Raw genomic sequence first — 22,481 nt, 5'->3', positions numbered from 1 at the left:
CTGTTTCAGGCGACGTCGTCCGACCGGCGGTGGTTCCGGGACTCCGTCGTCCCGGCCCGCGGCCGCGCGGCGTCGCCGCATCGTCAGGCTACTCGGGTGCCCCTCGACCGCCGAGAGGGGATCTTGGAACAGGCTGTAAGTAATTTCCCGGTCGCTCCGGACACCTCGTACCCATTGCCCCGAAGGCGACGTCCGGGGCACCGTGGACGGTCGAGGGCGACATCCGTGCACGGCGGGACGAATTCGGTGGGGAGACGATCGTCATGGCCAAGAAGGTGCTGCTGATCACCGGCGACGCGGCGGAGTCGCTGGAAGTGCTCTACCCGTACCAACGCCTGCGCGAGGAGGGGTACGACGTGCACGTGGCGGGCCCCTCGCGCAAGAAGCTCGCCTTCGTCGTGCACGACTTCGTCGACGGCTTCGACACCTTCACCGAGAAGCCCGGCTACACGTGGCCGGCCGACTTCGCGTTCGTGGAGGTGCGGCCGGAGAACTACGTCGCGCTCGTGCTGCCGGGCGGCCGGGCGCCGGAATACCTGCGCAACAACCCGGTCGTACAGCGCCTGGTGCGGCACTTCTTCGAGGCGGACAAGCCGATCGCGCAGATCTGTCACGGCCCGCTGATCGCCGCCGCCGCGGGCATGCTGACCGGGCGCCGGACCGCCGCCTACCCGACGATCGCGCCGGACATCAGAGCCGCGGGCGGCACCTGGGTGGACGGCGAGGCGGTCGTCGACGGCACCCTGGTCTCCGCCCGAAGCTGGGTCGACCATCCGGCCTGGATGCGCGAGTTCGTCCGGGTCCTGCGGGCCAAGGCACCGGCCTGAGCACTCGACCCGCCCGACGGCCGCGCACGGCTCAGCCCGGCAGGGTACGCGCCAGCTCCACCGCGTCCGCGAGCGAATCCACCACCGGCACGCCGACCGCCTCCAGGCCGGCCCGCGCGTGCGAACCGCCCGAGTACAACACCGCCCGCGCGCCCACGTGCAACGCCGCCGCCGCGTCGTCGGCGGCATCGCCGATCAGCACCACCTCGGCCGGCTCCCGACCCAGCCCGGCCAGGTGCCGGACCAGGTGCTCGGCCTTGCCGCCGCCGGCCGGACCCACCCGCCCGTCCACCCGGACGAACCGGTCCTCGATCCCGAACCGGCGCACGAACGGCATCAGCGCCTCGTGCGCGGTCAACGACAACAACGACTGGGTGCCACCCTCGCGCTGCCAGGCGTGCAGCAACTCGTCCGCACCGTCGGCCAGCTCACACAGCGCGCTGTGCGCGGTGTAGACCTCCTGGAAGGCGTCGTCGAGCAACACCCACTCGGCCGGCTCGGGGACCCGGCCGGTGACCTTCTCGTAGAACTTGGGCACGGGCACGCAATACAGCTCGCGATAGCGCTCCAGCGTCATCGGCGGCAGCCCGAGCAGAGCGAACGAGGCATTGGTGGCCGCGATGATCGCGTCCATGTCGTGGAACAGCGTGCTGTTCCAGTCCCAGACCAGGTGCGGAGATCGACTCTTCATGGACCTTCATTGTGCCGTGGGCGCGCTCACAGCAGATCGGCCAGCTCCTGTGTCGCGAACCACAACAGCTCGTGCTCCTCGGTCGCCTCGATCCACTCGTCGGTGAGTCCGCCGGCCAGCGCCGCGGCGATCGCGCCCTCGGCCTCGGTGGTGTCCATGTGCACCGCCGCGATCCGCTTGCGCGGCACCGTCGCGTCCACCAGGACCGCGCCCGGCCCGTCCTGCGCCCGCTCGCGCACCAGCGCGTCCGGCACATCCGCCGCCAGCACGACCCGGCGCATCGCCCCCGGCTCGGCCGCGAGCAACCGCAACGAGTCCTCGGCGGCCCGGGTCAGCGCCCCGTACTCCAACTCCTCCTCGTCCGAGCTGTCGTACCAGGTACGAAACGCGTCGGTGACCGCGAACGCGACCACCGGCGCCGACCCGATCCCGCCGTCGGCGTGCACCGAGGCCAGACCTGCGGGCGTGGTGGGGATGAACACGCGCATCGGGCGACTCCAATCGAGTGAAATCCCGACATCCGTTCGTGTGCGACGGGAGCCGGGGTGACGGTCGACCTACCGCCACATTGCGTGAGTCGACGCGTCAGCGTAATCCCCGGGTCGGCCGAACGAATGGTTGACCATGCGCCGCGAGCCGGCTAGGAAGTGCCTGCACACGTCCCGGTCGGGGGAACGAGCGGAACGAGTGCGGCACACCCATGCCCGGCACGTCGGCGGCGGGCACGTCATGTTCGGCACTTCTCGGGGAGGACCCATGGTCCACACGAACACCGCCCGCACCACTTCGCCACCGCACCTGTACGTGGTGCGCGCACCCGCCGGCGAAAGCCCCTTCGACCCGGCCCCGGCCCGTAGCTCGCCACGCGCGCTCCTCGCGCCGGACGCCCCCGCGTACCGATCCGCGCGGGTACACGGCTCCCTCGCACTGGCCGCCGACCCCGACTTCGTCCCCCGGCCGGTATCGCGCCCCGCCCTGCGGCTGATCCACACCCCGGCCGAGCCGGACCCGACCGAGGCCCGCCTGCGCGCCCGGCGGCTGGCCCACGCCCTGGCCGAGATCGGCTCCGGCCTGCGCACGGTCGGCCAACTGCGCCCGTACGCCTCCGCGGCCGTCTACGCCACCACGCAACACCTGGTCCGCCGCCTCGCCGCCCGCCGGGTCGGCCGGCTGAGCGTGGAATCGTGCGGCGGTCGCACCCCCGCCGACGGCGTCGCCGAGGGCTACGCCCGCCTGCGCGCCGCCTCCTGGGTCCTCACCCTGGCCTTCCGCCTCGAACGCGACGCCCCCACCCGCCGGCCCACCGACACCTGGCTGTGCACAGCCCTGGAACACGACAACCTGACCTGACCCGGAAAGCCCGAGGGCCCGAATCGCCACAGCGATCCGGGCCCTCGGGTCGAACATCCGGCCCAACCGGCGTTCGAGGACAAGCGGGCCGCAGGCCCACCCGCCCCCGCCGACTACTTCTTCTTGCGCTTCGCCCGCTGAGCCCGCCGCCGCTCGGCCCGAGTCGCACCCTCGTCGAGCTCGACCTCGTCCTCGTCGAAGCTCTCCTCGGAGGTGACCACGCCACCCTCGCCGTCGATCGTCGGCGCGCTGTACTGCAGGTGCGCCGGCCGCTGGGGCGCGTCCAGGCCCTTCGCGTGGATCTCCGGCAGCGGCGCGGCCTTGTCGATCGAGATGCTCGGCGCCTCGGGCACCTGCTCGATCTCGACCTCGACGTTGAAGAGGTAGCCGACCGACTCCTCCTTGATGCCCTCCATCATGGCGTTGAACATGTCGAAGCCCTCGCGCTGGTACTCCACCAGCGGGTCGCGCTGCGCCATCGCCCGCAGGCCGATGCCCTCCTGGAGGTAGTCCATCTCGTAGAGGTGCTCACGCCAGCGGCGGTCGAGCACCGAAAGGATGACCCGGCGCTCCAGCTCGCGCGTGACCTCCTCGCCGAGCTTCTCCTCGCGCAGCGCGTAGGCGGCCTGGGCGTCCGCCCGCAGCAGTTCGACGAGCTGCTCGGTGTCCAGGTCGGAGCGGTCGCCGAACTCCTCCTCGACCTCCTCGATCGTGACGCTGACCGGGTAGAGGCGCTTGAGTTCGGCCCAGAGCTTCTCCAGGTCCCATTCCTCGGCGAAGCCCTCGGTCGCACCGTGCACGTACGCCTGGACGGTGTCGTCGATGAAGTGGCCGATCTGCTCCTGCAGGTTCTCGCCCGCGAGCACCCGGCGGCGCTCGCCGTAGATCACCTCGCGCTGGCGGTTCAGCACCTCGTCGTACTTGAGCACGTTCTTGCGGATCTCGAAGTTCTGCTGCTCGACCTGGGTCTGCGCGGACTTGATCGCGTTGGAGACCATCTTCGACTCGATCGGCTGGTCCTCGGGCACGTTGGCCAGGGTCAGCACGCGCTCGACGATGTTCGCCTTGAACAAACGCATCAGGTCGTCGCCGAGCGAGAGGTAGAAGCGCGACTCGCCCGGGTCGCCCTGGCGGCCGGAACGACCGCGGAGCTGGTTGTCGATCCGGCGGGACTCGTGCCGCTCGGTGCCCAGCACGTACAGGCCGCCGAGGTCGGAGACCTCCTCGTGCTCGGCCTTGACCGCCTTCTTGGCCTTCTCCAGCGCGTCCGGCCAGGCGCTCTCGTACTCCTCCGGCGTCTCGGTCGGGGTGAGCCCGCGCTGGGCCAGCTCGGCCGCGGCCAGGTGGTCCGGGTTGCCGCCGAGCATGATGTCGGTACCGCGGCCGGCCATGTTGGTGGCCACCGTGACCGCGCCCTTGCGGCCGGCCTGCGCGACGATCTGCGCCTCGCGCTCGTGGTGCTTGGCGTTGAGCACCTCGTGCGGCACGCCGCGCTTGCGCAGTTGGGCGGAGAGGTACTCGGACTTCTCCACGCTCGTGGTGCCGACCAGGACCGGCTGGCCCTTCTCGTGCTTTTGCGTGATGTCCTCGACCACCGCGTCGAACTTGGCCTCCTCGGTCTTGTACACGAGGTCGGACTGGTCCACGCGCTGCACCGAGCGGTGGGTGGGGATGGGCACCACGCCGAGCTTGTAGATCTGGTGGAACTCGGCGGCCTCGGTCATCGCCGTACCGGTCATGCCGCCGAGCTTCTTGTACAGGCGGAAGAAGTTCTGGAGGGTGACGGTGGCCAGGGTCTGGTTCTCGTCCTTGATGTCCACCCCCTCCTTGGCCTCGATCGCCTGGTGCATGCCCTCGTTGTAGCGGCGACCGGCGAGGATGCGGCCGGTGTGCTCGTCGACGATGAGCACCTCGCCGTCCACGACCACGTATTCCTTGTCCCGCTTGTACAGCTCCTTCGCCTTGATGGCGTTGTTCAGGTAGCCGACCAGCGGGGTGTTGACCGCCTCGTAGAGGTTGTCGATGCCGAGGTAGTCCTCGACCCGGCCGACGCCGGACTCGTGGATGGCGACGGTGCGCTTCTTCTCGTCGACGTCGTAGTCGCCGGTCTCCTCGATGCCCTTGAGCGGGTTGGCCGCCTCGCCGCGCTTGAGCCGCTTGACCATCTTGGCGAAGTCGGCGTACCACTTCGTGGCCTGGTCGGCCGGGCCGGAGATGATCAGCGGTGTACGGGCCTCGTCGACCAGGATCGAGTCGACCTCGTCGACCACGGCGAAGAAGTGGCCGCGCTGCACCAGCTCGTCGGCCGACCACGCCATGTTGTCGCGCAGGTAGTCGAAGCCGAACTCGTTGTTGGTGCCGTAGGTGATGTCGTAGCCGTACGCCTTGCGGCGCTCGTGCGGCGGCATGTTGGCCAGGATGCAGCCGACGGTCAGCCCCAGGAAGCGGTGGACGCGTCCCATCCACTCCGAGTCGCGCTCGGCGAGGTAGTCGTTGACCGTGACCACGTGCACGCCCTCGCCGGCGATCGCGTTCAGGTAGGCGGGCAGCGTCGAGACGAGGGTCTTGCCCTCGCCGGTGCGCATCTCGGCGATGTTGCCCAGGTGCAGCGCGGCGCCGCCCATGAGCTGCACCTTGTAGTGCCGCTGGCCCAGGGTGCGGCGGGCGGCCTCGCGAACGGTGGCGAAGGCTTCCGGAAGCAGGTCGTCGAGGGTCTCCCCGTCGGCGTAGCGCTGCTTGTACTCGTCCGTCAGTGCGCGCAGCTCGGCGTCGGAGAGGTCCTTGAAGTCATCTTCGATCGACTCGATCTGATCTGCGATGCGGTTGAGCTTGCGCAGGATTTTGCCCTCGCCGGCGCGCAGGACCTTATCGAAGATAGACACGCTGGATGAGCTCCTTGCCCGACGGCGCCCGCCCGCCTTTCGGACGTGACGGCACGGCGGGGCCCGTCCCGCCGATACGGCCATCGTATGCGAGGAGGCAAGCCGGGATCGAGCCTCGCGGGCCGGCACAGTGACCGGCATGGAACCTGTGGAGATCGCGGCGGGGCGCTTTCAGCTCCGCCCCTGGAACGAACACGACGTCGACGTGGTCCGCACCGCTCTCGCCGATCCGGAGATCACCCGCTGGATGGCGGTGCCGACGGACGGTGATCCGAGCGCGTGGCTGGCCACCCGCGCGCGGCGCTGGGCCGACGGCGAGGGGCCCTCGTTCGCGGTGATGGACGCGGTGACCGGCGAGGTCCTCGGCCATGTGGGGCTCGCCGACACCACCCCGCGGTGGCGCACCACCGCGATCGGCTACTGGACGCTGGAGCACGCCCGAGGTCGTGGCGTGGCCCGACACGGGGTGGGCGCGGTGAGCCGTTGGGCGTTCGGCGCACTGGACCTGCACCGGGTGGAACTGCGGCACGCCGTGACCAACGCCGGCTCGTGCGCGGTCGCGGGCGCGGCGGGATATGCACTCGAAGGAGTACTGCGGCAGTGCTTCACCGGTGCCGACGAACCGTTCGCGGACGTACATCTGCATGCCCGGCTCGCCACGGACACCTGATGCGAACATACGTTCTAAGGTGGCGTCCATGACCCCACAGCCGACAGCCGACCGGCACCCCGTCGCCGAGCTGACCGCCGACCAGGCCCGCCGGATCGTGCTGGCCGCCCAGGGCTTCCTCGGTGCCCCCGACCGCCGCACCGGCGTCCTGGGCGTGCTGCACGCGCTCGGCGCGGTACAGCTCGACACCATCTCGACCCTGGCCCGCTCGCACGAACTGGTGCCGTACGCCCGCCTGGGAGCGGTCGGTCGACCGGCCGTCGAGGCCGCCTACTGGAGTGGCGAGACCGCCTTCGAGTACTGGTCGCACGCGGCCTGTGTGCTGCCGATGGACACCTGGCCCGACTTCGCCTTCCGCCGTCGGCACCACCGAGATCGCGGTCACCTGTGGGGCCAACGGGTCACCGAGGAGGCGTACCGCAACGTCCTGGAGCGGCTGCGCGCCGAGGGCCCGCTCACCGCCACCGGCCTGGGCGGCGCCAAGAACAAGGGCGAGTGGTGGGACTGGAGCGAGACCAAGATCGCGGCCGAGCGCGCGCTCGCCTTCGGCGACGTGGTCTGCGTGCGCCGCGAGGGCTGGAAGCGGGTGTACGACCTGCCGGAGCGGGTGATCCCGCCGGCCCTGCTCGCCGAGGAGCCCGACGACGCCGAGTGCGTGCGCCGCCTGGTCGCCCTCGCGGGCCGTCAACTGGGCGTGGCCACCCGGGCCGACCTGATGGACCAGTACCGGCTGACCCGGGCCGAGGTCGACGCCGCGCTGCCGGACAGCGGCCTGGTCCCGGTCACCGTCGCGGGTTGGGGCGAGCGGGCCGCCCGCGAGGGCATCTGGGCAGATCCCGCCGCGCTGGCCGCTCCCGCGCGCGGCCGGCATCGCAACACGCTGCTGTCGCCGTTCGACGCGCTGGTGTGGGACCGACCGCGCACCGCCAGGGTGTTCGGCGGCTTCGAGCACCGCCTGGAGGCGTATGTGCCGGCCGCCAAGCGGGTGCACGGCTACTTCGTGATGCCGCTGCTCGCCGGCGGGCGGCTGGTCGGCCGGGTGGACCCGGCTCGCGAGGGGCGCACGCTGGTGGCCCGGCGGTTGTCCTTCGAGGCCGGCGCCAAGGTCACCGAGCGCACCCTCGCGGCGGCGGCCGGGGCGCTGCGCGAGGCCGCCCAGTGGGTGGGTTGCCAGGACGTCCGGATCGAGCACATCGACCACGAGCGCACCCGCGCACCGCTGGGCGCCCTGCTCGCGAGCTGATCCGCCCACGCACGACTGCCGACCGGGCGGATCCTCGCCCGGTCGGCAGCCACCGCCGGGTCAGTCGCCGATCTCCAGGATCTTCTCCCGCATCGCGTAGACCACGGCCTCCATGCGCGAGTGCAGTTGGAGTTTCTCCAGGATGTTGCGCACGTGGTTCTTGACCGTGTTCTCGCTGATGAACAACTGCTTGGCGATGTCGCGGTTGTTGCGCCCGGTGGCCACCAGCCGCAGCACCTCGATCTCGCGATCGGTCAGCCGCGGCGCCGGCACCAGGCGTCGTTCGTCGTCGCGCCGGCTCATCGACTTGAACTCGGTCAGCAGCTTGACCGCCATCGACGGACTGATCTGCGACTGCCCGTCGGCCACCGCGCGAATCGCCGAGGCCACCTCGCCGTGCGAGATCTCCTTCAGCAGATAGCCGGTCGCGCCGGCCTTGATCGCGTCGTAGAGGTCGGCCTCTTCCTCACTCATCGTCAGCATGATGATCTGCGTGCTGGGTGCGACTTCCTTGATCGCCGTGCACGCCTCGATACCGCCGCGTCTGGGCATCCGGACGTCCATCAGGATGATGTCGGGCAGCAGATCCTGTGCGGCCTCCAGCGCCTCGGCGCCGTCCCCCGCCTCGCCCACCACCGTGATGTCCGGTTCGGGCGCGAGCACGATGTCCAGACCCCGGCGAAACAGATCGTGGTCGTCGACCACCAGCACGCGAATCGGTTCGCCCGCTGAGCCGTGGTCCACGCGGGTCGGAACAGACTGTTCACCCACCGTGTTTCCCCCCTGGGTCGGCACGATCCGTGTCCAGGACATGATCCCACGTGATCGCCACGACGCCAGGCCCTGATGGGTGTTATGTGCGGAACGTACTTGCGAAGCGGAACTTTCGCCAGGGAACGCCACGGTCGAGAACGCAACCGACGCCGAAACCCCGAAGGGTTTCGGCGTCCGTTGACCGCCAAAGGGCGCGGCGGGACGGCCCGACCGCTGCTTACTGCGGTCCGCCGTCCTCGCGGTCCTCGGGCTTGAGGTGGATCACACCGTAGTCGTAGCCGTGCCGGCGGTACACCACACTCGGCCACCTGGTGCTCGAATCGATGAACAGATAGAAGTCGTGGCCTACCAACTCCATCTCGTACAGCGCCTGGTCGAGCGCCATCGGGCGCCCGGCGTGTACCTTCTCGCGAACCACGAGGGGGCCTTCGCCGTCTACCTCGATCGGGCCCGCCATGTGCGGCTGGGGCCTCAATTCGCCGTTCTTCACAGCCTCGATGTCTTCCGCGGACGCCACCACGGCCCCATTGAGCCGGTCGGCGTGATTGATCTCCGCAGTGGCCGCGCCCACCGATACGGGGGAACGGTGACCATGGTGCACGCGCCGCCGGTCGGCGGCCTTGCGCAACTGCGCTTCGAGTCTCGCGCACGCCATGTCGAGTGCGGCGTATGGGTCGGACGCGGCGGCTTCGCCCCGGATGACGGGACCACGCGTGTTCAGCGTGATCTCCACCCGGTCCGAGCGCTCCGCCAGCCGCGGGTTCCGCTCCTTGGACACCTCCACGTCAACGCTGATCACCTTGTCGTCGAGCTTGCGGATCTTCTCCAGCTTCTCGACGCAGTGCCTGCGAAAACGCTCGGGTACCTCGGTCTTGCGGCCCTTGACGACAATGTCCACGCAGAACTCCATCCATTGCGCCATGCCGGAGGGGTGGCCACCCATCCGGCCGACCAGGTCGGCGATGGTCCTGCTCCGCCCGGCGCCGTCGGGTCGTCGCGGCCACCACGGCCGCCGCCCCGACTCGCCCTCCCACGGCTCGGACCGCACGGGTCGCCTCCGCGAGAGTTGCGCCGGTGGTGCAAACATCATCGACGACGATCACCACACTAATGCCCGTAAACAAGGGCGCCAACCTGTCCGAAACGATCATTGATCGGCGGATGTTCATCCTCCGTTCATGCGCCGAAAGACCTGATTGATCCCGTACTCGCCTGGTATGTCGCAGGGCCGGCAGCACCCGGGTGGGCACTCCGGCCGCACGCAGTCGACCGGCCGCGCGCCGGGCCAACTCGCCGGTGGCGTCCCGACCCCGGCGGCGCACCGCGGCCCGGGTCGAGGGCACCGGGACCAGCAGGGCGGACCCGGCCGGATCGGGCAGCCCGGCCGCTGCGGCCCGCGCGAGCGCGTCGCCGAGCGGGCGGGCCAGTCGGCGCGCGCCGTGCTCCTTGAAGGCGGCGAGCACCGGGCGCACCGGCCCCAGGTACGCGGTGACCGCGTGCACGGGCGGCAGCCCCTCCGGCGCCGGCGTCGGCCGCACGGGCACGGGCGCCGCGGCGAACACCGCCCGGCAGCGCCCGCACAGCAACGCCCCGGACTCGGCACAACCCGCGCAACACACGGGCAGCATCAGGTCGGCCCACGCCGCGAGCACCCGAGACCGTTCCATGCCCCCAAGCTCGCACGGCCGGCCCCGAAACGGACCGACGGTACGCACAACCACCCGATCCGGTCATGGCGCGCCGTGGCGGACGATCGAGGCGGACCCGACGCGACCGGGACCGCCCCCGATCCGACCGAATCCGATGGGACCGATCGACCCCGCGGCCCCGCCGAGAGCCGGCCGACCGGCCCCGCCGCCAGGCCCTGTCCGGCGGATCCCGGTGGGGCCGCCGGACGGGGCCTAGCCCGGATAGACCGGGTACAGGCCGCTGTGCACCTTGGTCCAGTTGTTGCCCTGGGACAACTGGTAGATGTTCTCCTCGCCGGAGTCCGCCAACAGGGGCTGGTCCGAGCCGTCCGGTGCCGCGATGCGCAGCATGCCGTTGACCGAGGCGACGGAGACCGACAGGCCCCCGTCGATGTCCACGATCTGCGGGGCCAGCGCGCCCTGGCCCTCCTTGCCGAGTACCGCGAGCCGGTCGGGGCCGTTCCAGGAGATCGCCTTGACCTCGACCAGCGAGGGGATCACCGAGCGTGGCGCGGCGATGGTCAGGGCCACCGCGCCGTTGTTCACCCGACGCTCCACCCGACCGATCAGCACCTTGCCGTTGTCCACGATCAGCGCGGCGCGGGTGCCGTCCGGGGACAGCCGCAGGCCGGTGATCCGGGCGGCGGTGATGCCCTCCACGTCGACCGCGACCCGGGTGATCTGCCTGCGCTCGTCCTCGTACAGCGCGAGCACCTGTTCGGCGTCCTTGGTGCGGTCGAGCACCCACAACACGCCGCGACCGTCCCAGGTCGGACTGAGCAGCGACGCCGGAGCGGTGGTCAGCCACTCCTGGACCTCGCCGTGGCCGTCCACGTCGCCGACCAGCAGTCGGCGACCGCTGGTGTCGATGCCCGCGATCCGGCGGCGGAACGGATCGCGCGAGACGGCGATCTGGTCGACCTTGTAGGTGCCGTCGCCGAACGGTCCGGGCAACACCGGCGGATTGCCGTTCGGGCCGGGCACCACGTTGACCACGTTGCCCTTGGCGATGAAGTAGCCGGTGGGCGCGGACGTCCGGGCCGCTCGCCCCGGGTCGTACTGGGCGGCGTCGTCGTAGGACAGCGAGCACATCGGCTCGCCGCCGCCGGTGATCGAGACGGAATCCACTCCGGAGACCTGGCGCAGGGTGTAGAGCAGTTGTGCGGCCATCCGCTCGCAGCCCTTGGTCTGGGCGAGCCGGGCCTGCCGGTTGAGTTGCACCCGGGCGATCCGGTTGTCCTCGATCGAGACGACCCGGTCGGCGGGTTCGGTGCCCGCCGGGAACGCGGTCTCCACCACCGGCCGCAGCCAGTCGGTGGGCCCGCCCACCAGTTGGCGCACCAGCGCCGAGGTCAGTCCGACGCGGCTGCGCAGGTAGACCGGGTCGGGCACCAGGATGTCCTTGCCCACCGGCATCGCGGTGGCGAACCAGTAGGTGTTCACCGACCGGTAGATCCGGTGGAACTCGGCCCGGGACAGGATCAGCCCGTCCGGCAGGTCGGCGATCCGCCACTGGTTGTCGGTACCCAGCCGCAGTTGCAGCGTCGCCCGGTACTGCGCGTTCGGCAGTTGTTCGGGCTGGTAGGCGTTGCGGTTGTCGACCGTGCCCACCTTGGTGCCCGACACCTCCGCCTGATAGGTGCGCTCGTCGGCGCCGGGGACCAGTTCGATCCGGGCGATCGAGTCGAGCACCACGATCTCGCGGGTGGGCACCCACTTGGCCCGGGCCTCCGGGGTCAGGTAGGCGCGCGCCGTCGTGTAGTCGGGCTCGTCGCTGGTGACCGCCTCCAGGAAGCCGGCGACCATCCCGTGCGGTTGCTCGCCGGGCTTGGGCGGCACCGCGAACACCCGCACCTGCTGCTCGGGGCCCTGCTCCTTGCTTTCGCCCTTGGCCGCCTCGCGCACGCTGCCGCTGTGCGGCATGGACGCACACGCGCTGAGCGTGCACAACACGCACACCAGGGCCAGGAACGGGCTGATCCGCCTCATCGAGTGCCTCCCGCGGGGCCGGCCGCACGCACGGTGCGCCGATAGGGCGAGCCCGCCGGGCCCAGGCCCCGATTCGCCCGCGAGTCCTCGGGCTCCAACGGCAGCGGCGAACGCACCAGATCGCCACCCGCGGTCTTGGGCAGGCTCAGCCGGAACTGCGAGCCGCCGCCCGGCTCGCCCCACGCCTGGAGCCAGCCGCCGTGCAGGTGCGCGTCCTCCAACGCGATCGACAGGCCCAGTCCGGTACCACCGGTGGTCCGGGCCCGAGCCGGGTCGGCCCGCCAGAACCGGGCGAACACCAGCGAGGACTCGCCGGGCTTGAGGCCCACGCCGTAGTCGCGCACGGCCACCGCGACCGAGTCCTCGCCGCCGGCCACGGTGACCACCACATCGTGGCCCTCGCCGTGCTCGACCGCGTTGACCACCAGGTTGCGCAACACCCGGTCGATCCGGCGCGGGTCCACCTCTGCCACGCACGGCTTGTCCGGTGCGCGCACCACCAGTCGGCTGCCGCGCCGCTCGGCCAGCGGCTCCGCGCCCTCGACCACCCGACGCACCAGGTCGCGCAGGTCCACCGGCTCGGCGTCCAGCACGGCCGCGCCGGCGTCGAAGCGGCTGATCTCCAGCAGGTCCGACAACAGTGCCTCGAACCGGTCCAACTGGTTCTGCAACAGCTCGGCCGAGCGCCGCGTGGCCGGGTCGAAGTCCTCGCGGGCCTCGTGCAGCACGTCGGCCGCCATCCGCACGGTGGTCAGCGGGGTGCGCAGTTCGTGCGAGACGTCCGAGACGAACCGGCGTTGCACGCGCGAGAGCTCCTCCAACTGCCGGATCTGGTTCTGCAGATTGGAGGCCATCTTGTTGAACGAGGAGCCCAGGCGCGCCAGGTCGTCCGCGCCGACGACCCGCATGCGTTCCTCCAGACGACCGGCGGCCAACCGCTCGGCGATCCGGGCCGCCATCCGCACCGGGGTGACCACCCACCGGGTCACCAGCGCCGCGATCGCCACCAGGAGCAGCACCAGGAAGACCCCGGCGGTGGCCAGCGTGCTGCGCACCAGACCCAGGGTCTTCTCCTCCGGGCCGAAGGAGAAGAAGTAGTAGAGCTGGTAGAAGCCGCCGTCGGGATCCTCCAGTTCCGCACCGACCACCAGGCCGGCCTCGCGGGTGGTCTCGGCCGGGCCCTCGCCGTGCTGGCCCTCGCGCACGATCTGGGTGTACTGGAGCAGTGGCACACCGCGCTTGAGCCCGACCTCGCGGCGCAGCTCGTCCGGCACGCTGGCGTCGGGGACCACGTCGCCGGACGCGCGGGGGCTGCGACCGGACCCGGGCGGGTTGTCCGCCGTGTCCTGGCTGGTGGCGGCCACGTCGTAGACCCCCTGGCCGCCGCTGGAGAGCTGCTTGACCAGGGCGTTGAGCCAGTCGCCGGTGTTCACCCGGTTGCCGGACGCCGGGGTGCCGGCCGGCACGCCGGTGGGTACCTGGACGTGCCGGCCCGGGCTGGTGGCGATCTCGTCGGCCTGGGCCCGGGCATCGGCGATCCCGCCCTGGGCCTGGGAGCGGGCGGAGGCCACCTTCGCGTCCAGCAGGCCGTTGCGGACCTGGCCGACCACCACCACCCCGAGCAGCACCATCACCGCGACGGACAACACCAGGGTGGTGGCCACGACGCGAAACTGGATCGATCTGTTCCACAACGCCATGACCCGGCCCACGCCACCGCGTACGCGACGCAGGGCGAGGGACCAGGCCGATGGAGAGGGCGACCGCTGTGCGGTGCTCACCGGAACGAACTCAAGGTCAGGCCGGTCCCGCCTTGTAGCCGACCCCGCGCACGGTGACCACGGTCTCCGGACGCTCGGGGTCGCGCTCGATCTTCGAGCGCAGCCGCTGGACGTGCACGTTCACCAAGCGGGTGTCCGCCGCGTGTCGGTATCCCCAGACCTGTTCGAGAAGCACCTCGCGGGTGAACACCTGCCAGGGCTTGCGGGCGAGTGCGACAAGGAGGTCGAACTCCAGCGGGGTGAGCGCGATGTTCTGCCCGTCCCGCTTCACGGCGTGGCCGGCCACGTCGATCACCAGATCGCCGATCACCAACTGCTCCGGGGTGGGTTCTTCGGCTCTGCGCAGGCGGGCCCGCACACGAGCGACAAGCTCCTTGGGCTTGAACGGTTTGATCACATAGTCGTCGGCTCCGGATTCCAGCCCGACCACGACGTCGACCGTGTCGCTCTTGGCGGTGAGCATCACGATCGGCACGCCGGACTCGGCACGGATCTGGCGGCAGACGTCGATGCCGTCACGGCCGGGCAGCATCAGGTCCAGCAGTACCAGGTCCGGTTTTACATCCCGAAAAGCCTGGAGTGCCTTGTCGCCGTCCGCCACGAACGACGGCTCGAACCCTTCGCCACGCAGCACGATCCCGAGCATCTCGGACAGTGCGGTGTCGTCGTCAACGATGAGGACGCGTCCCTTCATGTACATCATCGTCGCATTACCGGATTGTGACCTGCACTCATCCGACCGATTCCGGCCGCGCCGATCGACGACAAAATCGCCTAAATACTGATCATTGCCACCGGAGAGAGTGCGGAGTCACGTCCCCGACCGGGCCGTACGCCGGCCCACCGACCGGCGCAACGGGCGTTTCGGCCATGCCCACGACCCCCCGACGGCGTCCGCCGGACCTCGCCGGGGCCCGCCGGAGCCCGGGCGAACCGGTGCCGGAACGTGCGACGCGCGCTCGACGTTGTCCCGGCGGTCGAGGTACCCGCGCCGGCGGACCGGATCCGATGGCCGCCCGTTCATCCGGGGCCCACACCGGCATGCCACGATGAGTCACCACCCGATCAGGACGAGGAGCGCAATCGCATGACGGACTCGCCCGGCCCGCCCACCCCGGACGCCCCGGGGCCGGACGAGGAACGCCCGGCGGACGACGCCACGTCACCCGACCGACCCGCGCCCGCGCCCGACTCGCCGTCGCCGGCCACGCCCCCGTCCCTGGACAAGCCGCCGTCGCCGGACAAGCCGTCCCTGGACAAACCCCCGGCCGAGGACGAGCCCGCGGCTCCGGAACAGCCCGGCCCCCGAGCCCCGGCCCCCGGGTGGGCCCCGGTCCAGCCGCCCGCCTCCGGATGGGGACCGCCGCAGCAGGGCCCGGCGGCCGGATGGGGACCCCCGCAACCGGGCCCCGGCCAGGACCCGCGCTGGGGTGCCCCCCAGCAGCAACCGCCGCTGTGGGGCGCGCCTCCCGGCTGGAACGGCCCCTACGTACAGGCCGCCAAGCCCGGCGTGATCCCACTGCGCCCGCTGAGCGTCGGCGAGATCCTCGACGGCGCGTTCGCCGCCATGCGCGCGCACTGGAAGGTCATGATCGGCATCGCCGTCGTGGTCGCCCTGCTCACCCAGTGCCTCGAGGTACCGGTCACCTGGCTGCTCAACCGCGAGTTCTCGCCCAGCGACCTCGGCGACGACGCCACCGGCGAGGAGGCGTGGCGCTACCTGCGCGACACCAGCGCGCTGGTGATCGTGCCGATCGTGGTCGCCGCCCTCGGGCAGATCGCCGCCACCGCGATGCTCACCGTCGTGGTCAGCCGCGCCGTGATCGCCAAGACCATGTCCGCCACCCAGGCCTGGACGGCGGTGCGCCCGCTGCTCCCGCGCCTGCTCGGCGTCACCTTCGCCTCCTGGCTGATCCCGGTCGGCACCCTCCTGATCGCGATGTTGCCGGGCCTGCTGCTGCTGGCCGTCGGCGCCGACGGCCTCGGCGCGCTGCTGTTGCTCCCGGGCATGATCGGCGGCGTCGTCGCGGCGGTCTACCTCTACGTCTGCTTCTCGCTCGCCGGCCCCACCCTGATGCTGGAGAAGCAGTCGGTGCGCAAGGCGCTGGAGCGCTCGCGCAAGCTGGTCACCGGCGCGTGGTGGCGGGTGTGCGGCATCCTGCTGCTGATCGCGCTGATCATGACGGTCGTCGGCGCCATCATCCAGTTCCCGTTCCTGCTGGTCTCCGACGGCATCTCGGCGCTCACCGCGTCCAAGCCCTCCGACGTTCCGGACCCCTCCTTCGGCGACCTGCTGATCACCGGCGTCGGCGCGGTGATCAGCGCCGCGCTGCTCTACCCCTTCGCCGCCGGCGCCACCGCACTGCTCTACATCGACCAGCGCATCCGCCGCGAGGCACTCGACCTCGACCTCGCCCGCGCGGCCGGCGTCCTGGACGAAGAGCCCGGCGGCGACGCGACCTCGGGACCCGCGCCGGCGTGAACCGCCACGCGCTCACGACCCTGGTCCGGGACTGGGAGCCGGTGGACGTCCCGCGCGACGACGCGCGGGACGCCGCCCGGGACGAACTCTCGCGCCCCGAATACCACCGCGACGACCCCAGCCCGGTCCGCCGGGCCCTGGAGTGGTTTCTCGACCACCTGGGCGACCTGATCTCCCGGGCCGGCGACCACAGCCCCGGTGGTGGTCTCGGCCTCGTGGTGATCGTGCTCCTGGTGATCGCCGCGCTCGTGGTGTTGCGGCTGCGGCTGGGTCCGCTGCGCACCGCCCGCCGCGCCGAGCTGCCGCTCTACGGCGAACAGGGCCCGTTGTCGGCCGCCGAGCACCGTGCCGCCGCCGACGCGCACGCCGACCGGGGGCACTGGGACGAGGCGGTACGGGAACGCTTCCGGGCGATCGTGCGGGCCCTGGAGGAGCGTGCCGTGCTCGACGTACGCCCCGGCCGCACCGCCGACGAGGCCGCCGCCGAGGCCGGCCGGGCGCTGCCCGAGGCAGCCGCGGACCTGCGGGCCGCCGCCGCGACCTTCGACGACGTGCACTACGGCGGGCGTACCGCCGACCGGGCGCTGGACCGCGACCTGCGCGAGCTGGACACCCGCTGCGCCGCCGCCCGCCCACGCGTGGACGAACGGATGCCCCGATGAGCGACACCGCGCTCGGCCCCACCACCGAGCAGGTCTGGCGCCGGGTGCGCACGCCGCTCGCCCTGGTCGCCCTGGTCCTGATCGTGGTCTCCGCCCTGATCCTGATCCGCGGCGACCGGCACGAGGGCCGGCTCGACCCGCGCTCCACCCACCCGCAGGGCAGCAAGGCCCTGGCCCAACTGCTGCGGGCCCGCGGCGTCGAGGTGCACCTGGCCCGCTCCGCCGACGAGGCCGCCCGGGCGATCCGCCCGGACAGCACCCTCGTGGTGCCCTTCCCCGACCTGCTCGCCGACGACCGGCTGCGCACCGTCGCCGCCGCCGGGCCCGCCCGCACGGTGCTGGTCCGCCCCGGCGAGGCCGCGCTGGCGATCCTGGCGCCCGGCGTGCACACCGCCCGCGACGCGGGCCGGCGCACCCTGCAACCGCGCTGCGAACTGCCCGCCGCGACCCGGGCCGGCGACGCGGACACCGGCGGCGCCCGGTTCGACCTCGACCTGCTCCCCGACGCCACCGGTTGTTATCCCTACGCGGGCCGCCCGACCCTGGTCCGCACCCCGCCCCGCGCCGGCCACGACACCGTCGTGCTCGGCTCCGACCGCCCGCTGGTCAACGACCGCCTCGACGACAACGGCAACGCCGCCCTCGCGCTCAACCTGCTCGGGGCCCATCCGCACCTGGTCTGGTACCTGCCCGGCGCCGACGAACTCCCGCCCGCCGACGACTCGCTGTGGGACCTGCTGCCCGCCGGCTGGCGCTGGGGCGCCGCACAACTGGCCGTCGCCGCCGTCCTGCTCGCCCTGTGGCGGGCCCGCCGACTGGGCCCGGTGGTGACCGAACCGCTCCCGGTGGTGGTCCGCGCCGCCGAGACCGTCGAGGGCCGCGCCCGGCTCTACCGCCGCGGCCGCGCCCGCGACACCGCCGCCGAACTGCTGCGCGCCGCCGCCCGCGAACGCATCGCCCGCGTCCTGGGCGCCGACCCCACCGAGGCCGCCCTGATCGCCTCGGTCACCGCCCGCACCGACCACACGCCCGCGCACCTGCACGCCCTGTTGTACGGTGCGAGCCCGGAGAGCGACGAAGCCCTCGTCGCCCTGTCCGACGAACTCGACGCGCTGATAAGGCAGGTACGCACGACGTGAGCGCACCCGAGCAGACCCGCGAGGCGCGCGACGCCCTCGAAGCCCTGCGCGGCGAGATCGGCAAGGCCGTGGTCGGCCAGGACGCCGCCGTCACCGGACTGGTGATCGCCCTCCTGTGCCGGGGCCACGTACTCCTGGAGGGCGTGCCCGGCGTCGCCAAGACGCTGATGGTGCGCGCCCTGGCCCGCAGCCTGGAACTGACGACCACCCGCGTGCAGTTCACCCCCGACCTGATGCCGGGCGACGTCACCGGCTCGATGGTCTACGACGCGCGCACCGCCGCGTTCTCCTTCCGCGAGGGCCCGGTGTTCACCAACCTGCTCCTCGCCGACGAGATCAACCGCACCCCGCCCAAGACCCAGGCCGCCCTGCTCGAAGCCATGGAGGAGCGCCAAGTCTCGGTCGACGGCACCACCCGCCCGCTGCCCGACCCGTTCATGGTCGCCGCGACGCAGAACCCGATCGAGTACGAGGGCACCTACCCGCTGCCCGAGGCCCAGTTGGACCGCTTCCTGCTCAAGCTCACCCTGCCGCTGCCCGAACGCGACGACGAGATCGTGGTGCTGCGCCGGCACGCGGAGGGCTTCGACCCGCGCGACCTCGAAGCCGCCGGCGTCCGCCCGGTCGCCGGCGCCGCGGACCTGGCCGCCGGCCGCCGCGCCGTGGCCGCCCTGCGCGTCGAGCCGGACATCCTGGCCTACGTCGTGGACATCTGCCGAGCCACCCGCACCTCCCCGTCACTGGCCATGGGCGTCTCCCCGCGCGGCGCCACCGCGCTGCTCGCCGCCGCCCGCGCCTGGGCCTGGCTGGCCGGCCGCGACTACGTCACCCCCGACGACGTCAAGGCCCTGGCCCGACCGGCACTGCGACACCGGGTACGGCTGCGCCCCGAGGCCGAGATGGAAGGTGTAACCCCCGACGTGGTGATCGACGCCGTCCTGGCGCACACCCCGGTCCCGCGTTAACCGCCGATGGCCCTGACCGGTCGTGCCGTCCTGGCCGCAGCACTGGGCGTCCTGGTGGTCGGCCTGCTGCTGCCCTCGCTGCTCGGCCTGGCCGTGGTCGAGGGCGCCCTGCTGTTCGCCGTCCTCGTCGACCTGCTGCTCGCCCCCGGCGTCCGCACCCTGACCTTCGACCGCGGCGGCGACACCGCGGTCCGCCTCGGCGAACGCGCCGAGGTCACGCTGACCGTCACCAACCCCGGCCCCCGGCCCCTGCGCGGCCGACTGCGCGACGCCTGGCCACCCAGCACCGGCACCACTGCCCAGCGGCACGACCTGCGCATCCCCGCCGGCGAACGCCGCCGGCTCACCACCACGATGACCCCGACCCGCCGCGGCGACCGCAACGCCCACCGGATCACGGTGCGTTCCGTCGGCCCGCTCGGCCTGGCCGCCCGCCAGGGCTCCCACCACGTACCGTGGCGACTGCGCGTGCTGCCCGGCTTCCCCAGCCGCCGACTGCTCCCCTCGAAACTGGAACGCCTGCGCGAACTCGACGGCCGCTCGGCCCTGCTCACCCGAGGCGCGGGCACCGAGTTCGACACACTGCGCGAATACGTCCCCGGCGACGACGCGAAATCGATCGACTGGCGCGCCTCCGCCCGCAACCAGGGCGTCGTGGTGCGCACCTGGCGCCCCGAACGCGACCGCCACATCCTGGTCGTCCTCGACACCGGCCGCACCTCGGCCGGCCGCATCGGCGACGTCCCCCGCCTGGACGCGGCGATGGACGCGACCCTGCTGCTGACCGCCGTCGCCAACCACGCCGGCGACCGGGTCGACCTGCTCGCCTACGACCGTCGAGTCCGCGCCGAGGTACGCCGCGCACCCCGAAACGGCATACTCCCGGCCTTCGTCCAGGCGATGGCCACGCTGGAACCGGAGTTGGTCGAACCCGACGCCCGATCCCTGACCGCCGAAATCCTGCGCCGCACCCCGCGCCGCTCACTGATCGTGCTGATCACCGGCCTGGAACGGGAGGCGGTCCAGGAGGGCATCCTCCCGGTCCTCCCCCGACTCGCCGCCCGACACGAGGTGATCGTGGCCGCCGTCGCCGACCCGGCAATCACCGCGATGGCCGCCCGCCGAGGCAACGTGACAGCGATCTACGAGGCCGCCGCCGCCGAACGCGAACTCGCCGAACGCCGGGCAACAGCAGCCGAGTTGCGACGAGGAAGCGTAACCGTCGTGGACGCACCCCCGGGGGAGTTGGCGTCGGCACTCACGGACACGTATTTGGCACTGAAGCTGGCGGGGCGGCTGTAGGGCGGGCGTGGGGAGGGCGGTTGGCGAACGGGTGGTTTTGGAACGGCCGTTGCGGAACGGGCTGTTGGGGAACGAGCCGTTGGGGAACAAGCCGTTGTGGAGCGGGACTTGTGGGTGGCAGTCGGCAGTCGGTTCGAGCCGTGGTGCCGCCGGCTCGACCTCCTGGTGTCACATGCCCGTTCGCCCACGCCCAGGCCAGGCGGCGATCCCAACTCGATTGTGGGCCGCCGGCTTGGCCTGGATGTTCGCGATATGCGTCTTTACGGTGCCGACGGTGCGCCGACGGTGCTGTACAACTCCGCGCCGATCTCGGCGTTGGTGTGCTCGCGGGCGATCAACCGGACGATCTCGCGCTCGCGGGTGGTGAGCGGGTCCGCGGCCGGTTGGTCGGGTACGGCGCAATGGCCTACGGCCGGCGCCGGGGGCGCGGTCGGGTGCGCCGACAGCCGGTCCAGCAGGCGGAGGGTGACCTGCGGGCTGATCAACGTGCCACCTGCCATCGCCGCCCGGACCGCCTCGATCAGCAACGTCGCCCGGACTGCTTGAGCAGGAAGCCACAGTCCAGCACAGGTCTTCCGACACGGGGGACCGCTGAGGTGGTCGGTTGGGGGCGGGCTGGGATTGAGATTGGGGTCTGAGGCAGGAGTTGGGTGGCCCTGGGGGCCTTCCTGCCGGGTGGGTGGGGTGCTCGCCGCCTGCGGTGCGTCTTGGTTGGGTTGGGTGCGGGTGGCTTTGTGCTGAACGGTCGGCGTGGGCTGGTGGAGGTGGGCCCGGTCCCGTGGTCGCCGGTGGCCGGGAGCCTTGGGTTTCCCAGCGAGAGGTGGGTGTTGCTCGGCGGGAAAGGCGCCGGCAACGGCGGAGCGGGAGGGTACTTTCGTCGGGTCCGCCGGGGGACCTTTCGAGTGGGCCGGGCGTTTGCGGCGGGCGGTCGCGTCTTGGTCGGCAGCGGGTGGCCTTGTGCTAAACGGTCGGCGTGGACCGGCGGAGATCAGCCCGGTCCCGGGGTCACCGGCGGTCAGGAGCCCTGAGCTTCCCGGCGAGACACGGGCGTCGCCTGCGGGAAAAAGCGCTGGCAACGGCGGAGCGGGTGGGCGCTTGCGTCGGGTCGGCCGGGGAGCCTTTCCGAGTGGGCCGGGCGTTCACGGCCGGCGGTCGCGTCTTGGTCGGCGGCGGGTGGCTCAGTGCTAAACGGTCGGCGTGGATCGGCGGAGATGGGCCCGGTCCCACGGTCACCGGCGGCCGGGAGCCTTGGGTTTCCCGGCGAGAGGTGGGTGTTGCTCGGCGGGAAAGGCGCCGGCAACGGCGGAGCGGGTGGGGCGGCCCGGTGAGGTCCGCCGGGGGGCCTTTTCGAGTGGGTCGGGAGCGTTTCGGTGGGCGTTTCGGGTCGGGTGGCCGGGTGGAGGGCTGTCTGAGGGCTTGGAGGGTCACGATCGGGATCCCGAGGCTGCTTCGCACGCTCGGGATTTCGCTGACCTGCGGTTTTGCGGGGCCGTGCGGCGTGAGTGCGTGTCGAGGGCCGGTTTGTGAATGCCGGTGGTGGATTGCGTGTGGGCGGGGGTTCTCGGTGGGCGTTTCGGGTCGGGTGGCGGGAAGGGCGGCCCGGTGAGGGGCGCCGGGAGTCTTTCCGGGGGGGGCGGGTCTGTTCCGGTGGGCGTTTGGGGTCGGGGCGGTCGAGCGGGAGGCCGTCCGAAGGCCGTCTCAGGGGTTCGAGGGTCACGCGCGCAACGCCCACCTCTCGCCGGAGGACTCAGGGCTCCCGGCCGCCGGTGACCGTGGGACCGGGCCGATCTCCGCCGGTCCACGCCGGCCGTTCAGCACTGAGCCTCCCGTGCCCGGCCCGGCCGAAATTCCCCGCGGCCCCGAGACGCAAAGAAGGGCCCGGGAAAGGGCCCGGGAAACGCGAAAGGCCCATCCCTGTTCGGGATGGGCCTTTCACACGTAGATTCCGGCGGCGTCCTACTCTCCCACACCCCTTCGAGTGCAGTACCATCGGCGCTGGAGAGCTTAGCTTCCGGGTTCGGAATGAGACCGGGCGT

The 22,481-nt window shown here is 71.9% G+C and carries 19 protein-coding genes and 1 rRNA gene; 9 read left to right on the top strand and 11 right to left on the bottom strand.

The genetic code is table 11. The features are described from left to right. The first annotated feature begins 263 nt into the window (after positions 1-263). Complete coding sequence (locus ABZ374_RS06840) at positions 264-827, top strand: DJ-1/PfpI family protein (protein WP_360307232.1); 564 nt, start codon at positions 264-266, stop codon at positions 825-827. Positions 828-858: 31 nt separating this feature from the next. Here the strand turns inward: ABZ374_RS06840 and ABZ374_RS06835 are convergent, their stop codons facing one another. Beyond that, complete coding sequence (locus ABZ374_RS06835; protein WP_360307229.1) at positions 859-1,518, bottom strand: HAD hydrolase-like protein; 660 nt, start codon at positions 1,516-1,518, stop codon at positions 859-861. Between the two features lie 26 nt (positions 1,519-1,544). Further along, positions 1,545-2,006 (bottom strand): hypothetical protein, encoded by a 462-nt coding sequence (locus tag ABZ374_RS06830; protein ID WP_360307226.1) that lies wholly within the window; start codon positions 2,004-2,006, stop codon positions 1,545-1,547. Between the two features lie 268 nt (positions 2,007-2,274). Between ABZ374_RS06830 and ABZ374_RS06825 the strand changes: the two genes are divergently transcribed. Further along, complete coding sequence (locus ABZ374_RS06825) at positions 2,275-2,868, top strand: Rv3235 family protein (protein WP_360307223.1); 594 nt, start codon at positions 2,275-2,277, stop codon at positions 2,866-2,868. A gap of 113 nt (positions 2,869-2,981) precedes the next feature. Here ABZ374_RS06825 and secA read toward each other — a convergent pair whose 3' ends face one another. Further along, on the bottom strand, positions 2,982-5,750 hold the full coding sequence (gene secA / locus ABZ374_RS06820) for a preprotein translocase subunit SecA (protein ID WP_360307220.1): 2,769 nt from the start codon (positions 5,748-5,750) through the stop codon (positions 2,982-2,984). Positions 5,751-5,889: 139 nt separating this feature from the next. Here secA and ABZ374_RS06815 point away from each other — a divergent pair, with 139 nt between their 5' ends. Further along, entirely contained in the window at positions 5,890-6,420 is a 531-nt protein-coding gene (locus ABZ374_RS06815; RefSeq protein ID WP_360307217.1) for a GNAT family N-acetyltransferase, read from the top strand. A gap of 28 nt (positions 6,421-6,448) precedes the next feature. After that, positions 6,449-7,663, top strand: coding sequence for a crosslink repair DNA glycosylase YcaQ family protein (locus ABZ374_RS06810; RefSeq protein ID WP_360307214.1), 1,215 nt, complete (start codon positions 6,449-6,451; stop codon positions 7,661-7,663). A gap of 60 nt (positions 7,664-7,723) precedes the next feature. Here ABZ374_RS06810 and ABZ374_RS06805 read toward each other — a convergent pair whose 3' ends face one another. The 6 genes from ABZ374_RS06805 to mtrA form a co-directional block, all read right to left on the bottom strand. After that, complete coding sequence (locus ABZ374_RS06805) at positions 7,724-8,434, bottom strand: response regulator transcription factor (protein ID WP_052174179.1); 711 nt, start codon at positions 8,432-8,434, stop codon at positions 7,724-7,726. 220 nt (positions 8,435-8,654) lie between these two features. Further along, on the bottom strand, positions 8,655-9,335 hold the full coding sequence (gene raiA / locus ABZ374_RS06800; RefSeq protein ID WP_360307211.1) for a ribosome-associated translation inhibitor RaiA: 681 nt from the start codon (positions 9,333-9,335) through the stop codon (positions 8,655-8,657). Further along, entirely contained in the window at positions 9,223-9,588 is a 366-nt protein-coding gene (locus ABZ374_RS06795) for a phosphoribosyltransferase family protein (RefSeq protein ID WP_360307770.1), read from the bottom strand. Before ABZ374_RS06795 ends, raiA begins: the two co-directional genes overlap by 113 nt. A 750-nt stretch (positions 9,589-10,338) precedes the next feature. Then, positions 10,339-12,114 carry an LpqB family beta-propeller domain-containing protein gene (locus ABZ374_RS06790; protein WP_360307208.1) on the bottom strand — a complete coding sequence of 592 codons (1,776 nt, stop codon included), beginning with the start codon at positions 12,112-12,114 and terminating at the stop codon, positions 10,339-10,341. Then, entirely contained in the window at positions 12,111-13,814 is a 1,704-nt protein-coding gene (mtrB, locus tag ABZ374_RS06785) for an MtrAB system histidine kinase MtrB (protein WP_360307767.1), read from the bottom strand. Before mtrB ends, ABZ374_RS06790 begins: the two co-directional genes overlap by 4 nt. 97 nt (positions 13,815-13,911) lie before the next feature. Then, a complete protein-coding gene (gene mtrA, locus ABZ374_RS06780) occupies positions 13,912-14,589 on the bottom strand; it encodes an MtrAB system response regulator MtrA (protein ID WP_026219725.1) in 678 nt (225 codons plus the stop codon). Positions 14,590-14,982: 393 nt separating this feature from the next. Here mtrA and ABZ374_RS06775 point away from each other — a divergent pair, with 393 nt between their 5' ends. Genes ABZ374_RS06775 through ABZ374_RS06755 form a run of 5 tightly spaced genes read left to right on the top strand, consistent with a single transcriptional unit; the run spans position 14,983 to position 20,445 of the window. Continuing rightward, on the top strand, positions 14,983-16,377 hold the full coding sequence (locus ABZ374_RS06775) for a hypothetical protein (protein WP_360307204.1): 1,395 nt from the start codon (positions 14,983-14,985) through the stop codon (positions 16,375-16,377). Next, positions 16,374-17,039, top strand: coding sequence for a DUF4129 domain-containing protein (locus tag ABZ374_RS06770; protein ID WP_360307201.1), 666 nt, complete (start codon positions 16,374-16,376; stop codon positions 17,037-17,039). Before ABZ374_RS06775 ends, ABZ374_RS06770 begins: the two co-directional genes overlap by 4 nt. Then, positions 17,036-18,178: a DUF4350 domain-containing protein gene (locus ABZ374_RS06765; RefSeq protein ID WP_360307198.1), complete on the top strand. Its 1,143-nt coding sequence runs from the start codon at positions 17,036-17,038 to the stop codon at positions 18,176-18,178. Before ABZ374_RS06770 ends, ABZ374_RS06765 begins: the two co-directional genes overlap by 4 nt. Continuing rightward, entirely contained in the window at positions 18,175-19,143 is a 969-nt protein-coding gene (locus ABZ374_RS06760; protein ID WP_360307195.1) for an AAA family ATPase, read from the top strand. The genes ABZ374_RS06765 and ABZ374_RS06760 overlap by 4 nt, the downstream gene beginning before the upstream one ends. Positions 19,144-19,149: 6 nt before the next feature. Further along, a complete protein-coding gene (locus ABZ374_RS06755) occupies positions 19,150-20,445 on the top strand; it encodes a DUF58 domain-containing protein (RefSeq protein WP_360307192.1) in 1,296 nt (431 codons plus the stop codon). Positions 20,446-20,705: 260 nt separating this feature from the next. Here the strand turns inward: ABZ374_RS06755 and ABZ374_RS06750 are convergent, their stop codons facing one another. Next, entirely contained in the window at positions 20,706-20,972 is a 267-nt protein-coding gene (locus ABZ374_RS06750; RefSeq protein ID WP_360307189.1) for a hypothetical protein, read from the bottom strand. Positions 20,973-22,388: 1,416 nt separating this feature from the next. Further along, a 5S ribosomal RNA gene (rrf, locus tag ABZ374_RS06745) occupies positions 22,389-22,481 on the bottom strand; the annotation flags it as partial.

It is taken from the genome of Embleya sp. NPDC005971 (genome assembly GCF_040629175.1).
Lineage (GTDB): Bacteria > Actinomycetota > Actinomycetes > Streptomycetales > Streptomycetaceae > Embleya.
Note: the sequence above shows the minus strand (reverse complement) of the source record. Positions and strands in the feature narration are given on the sequence as shown.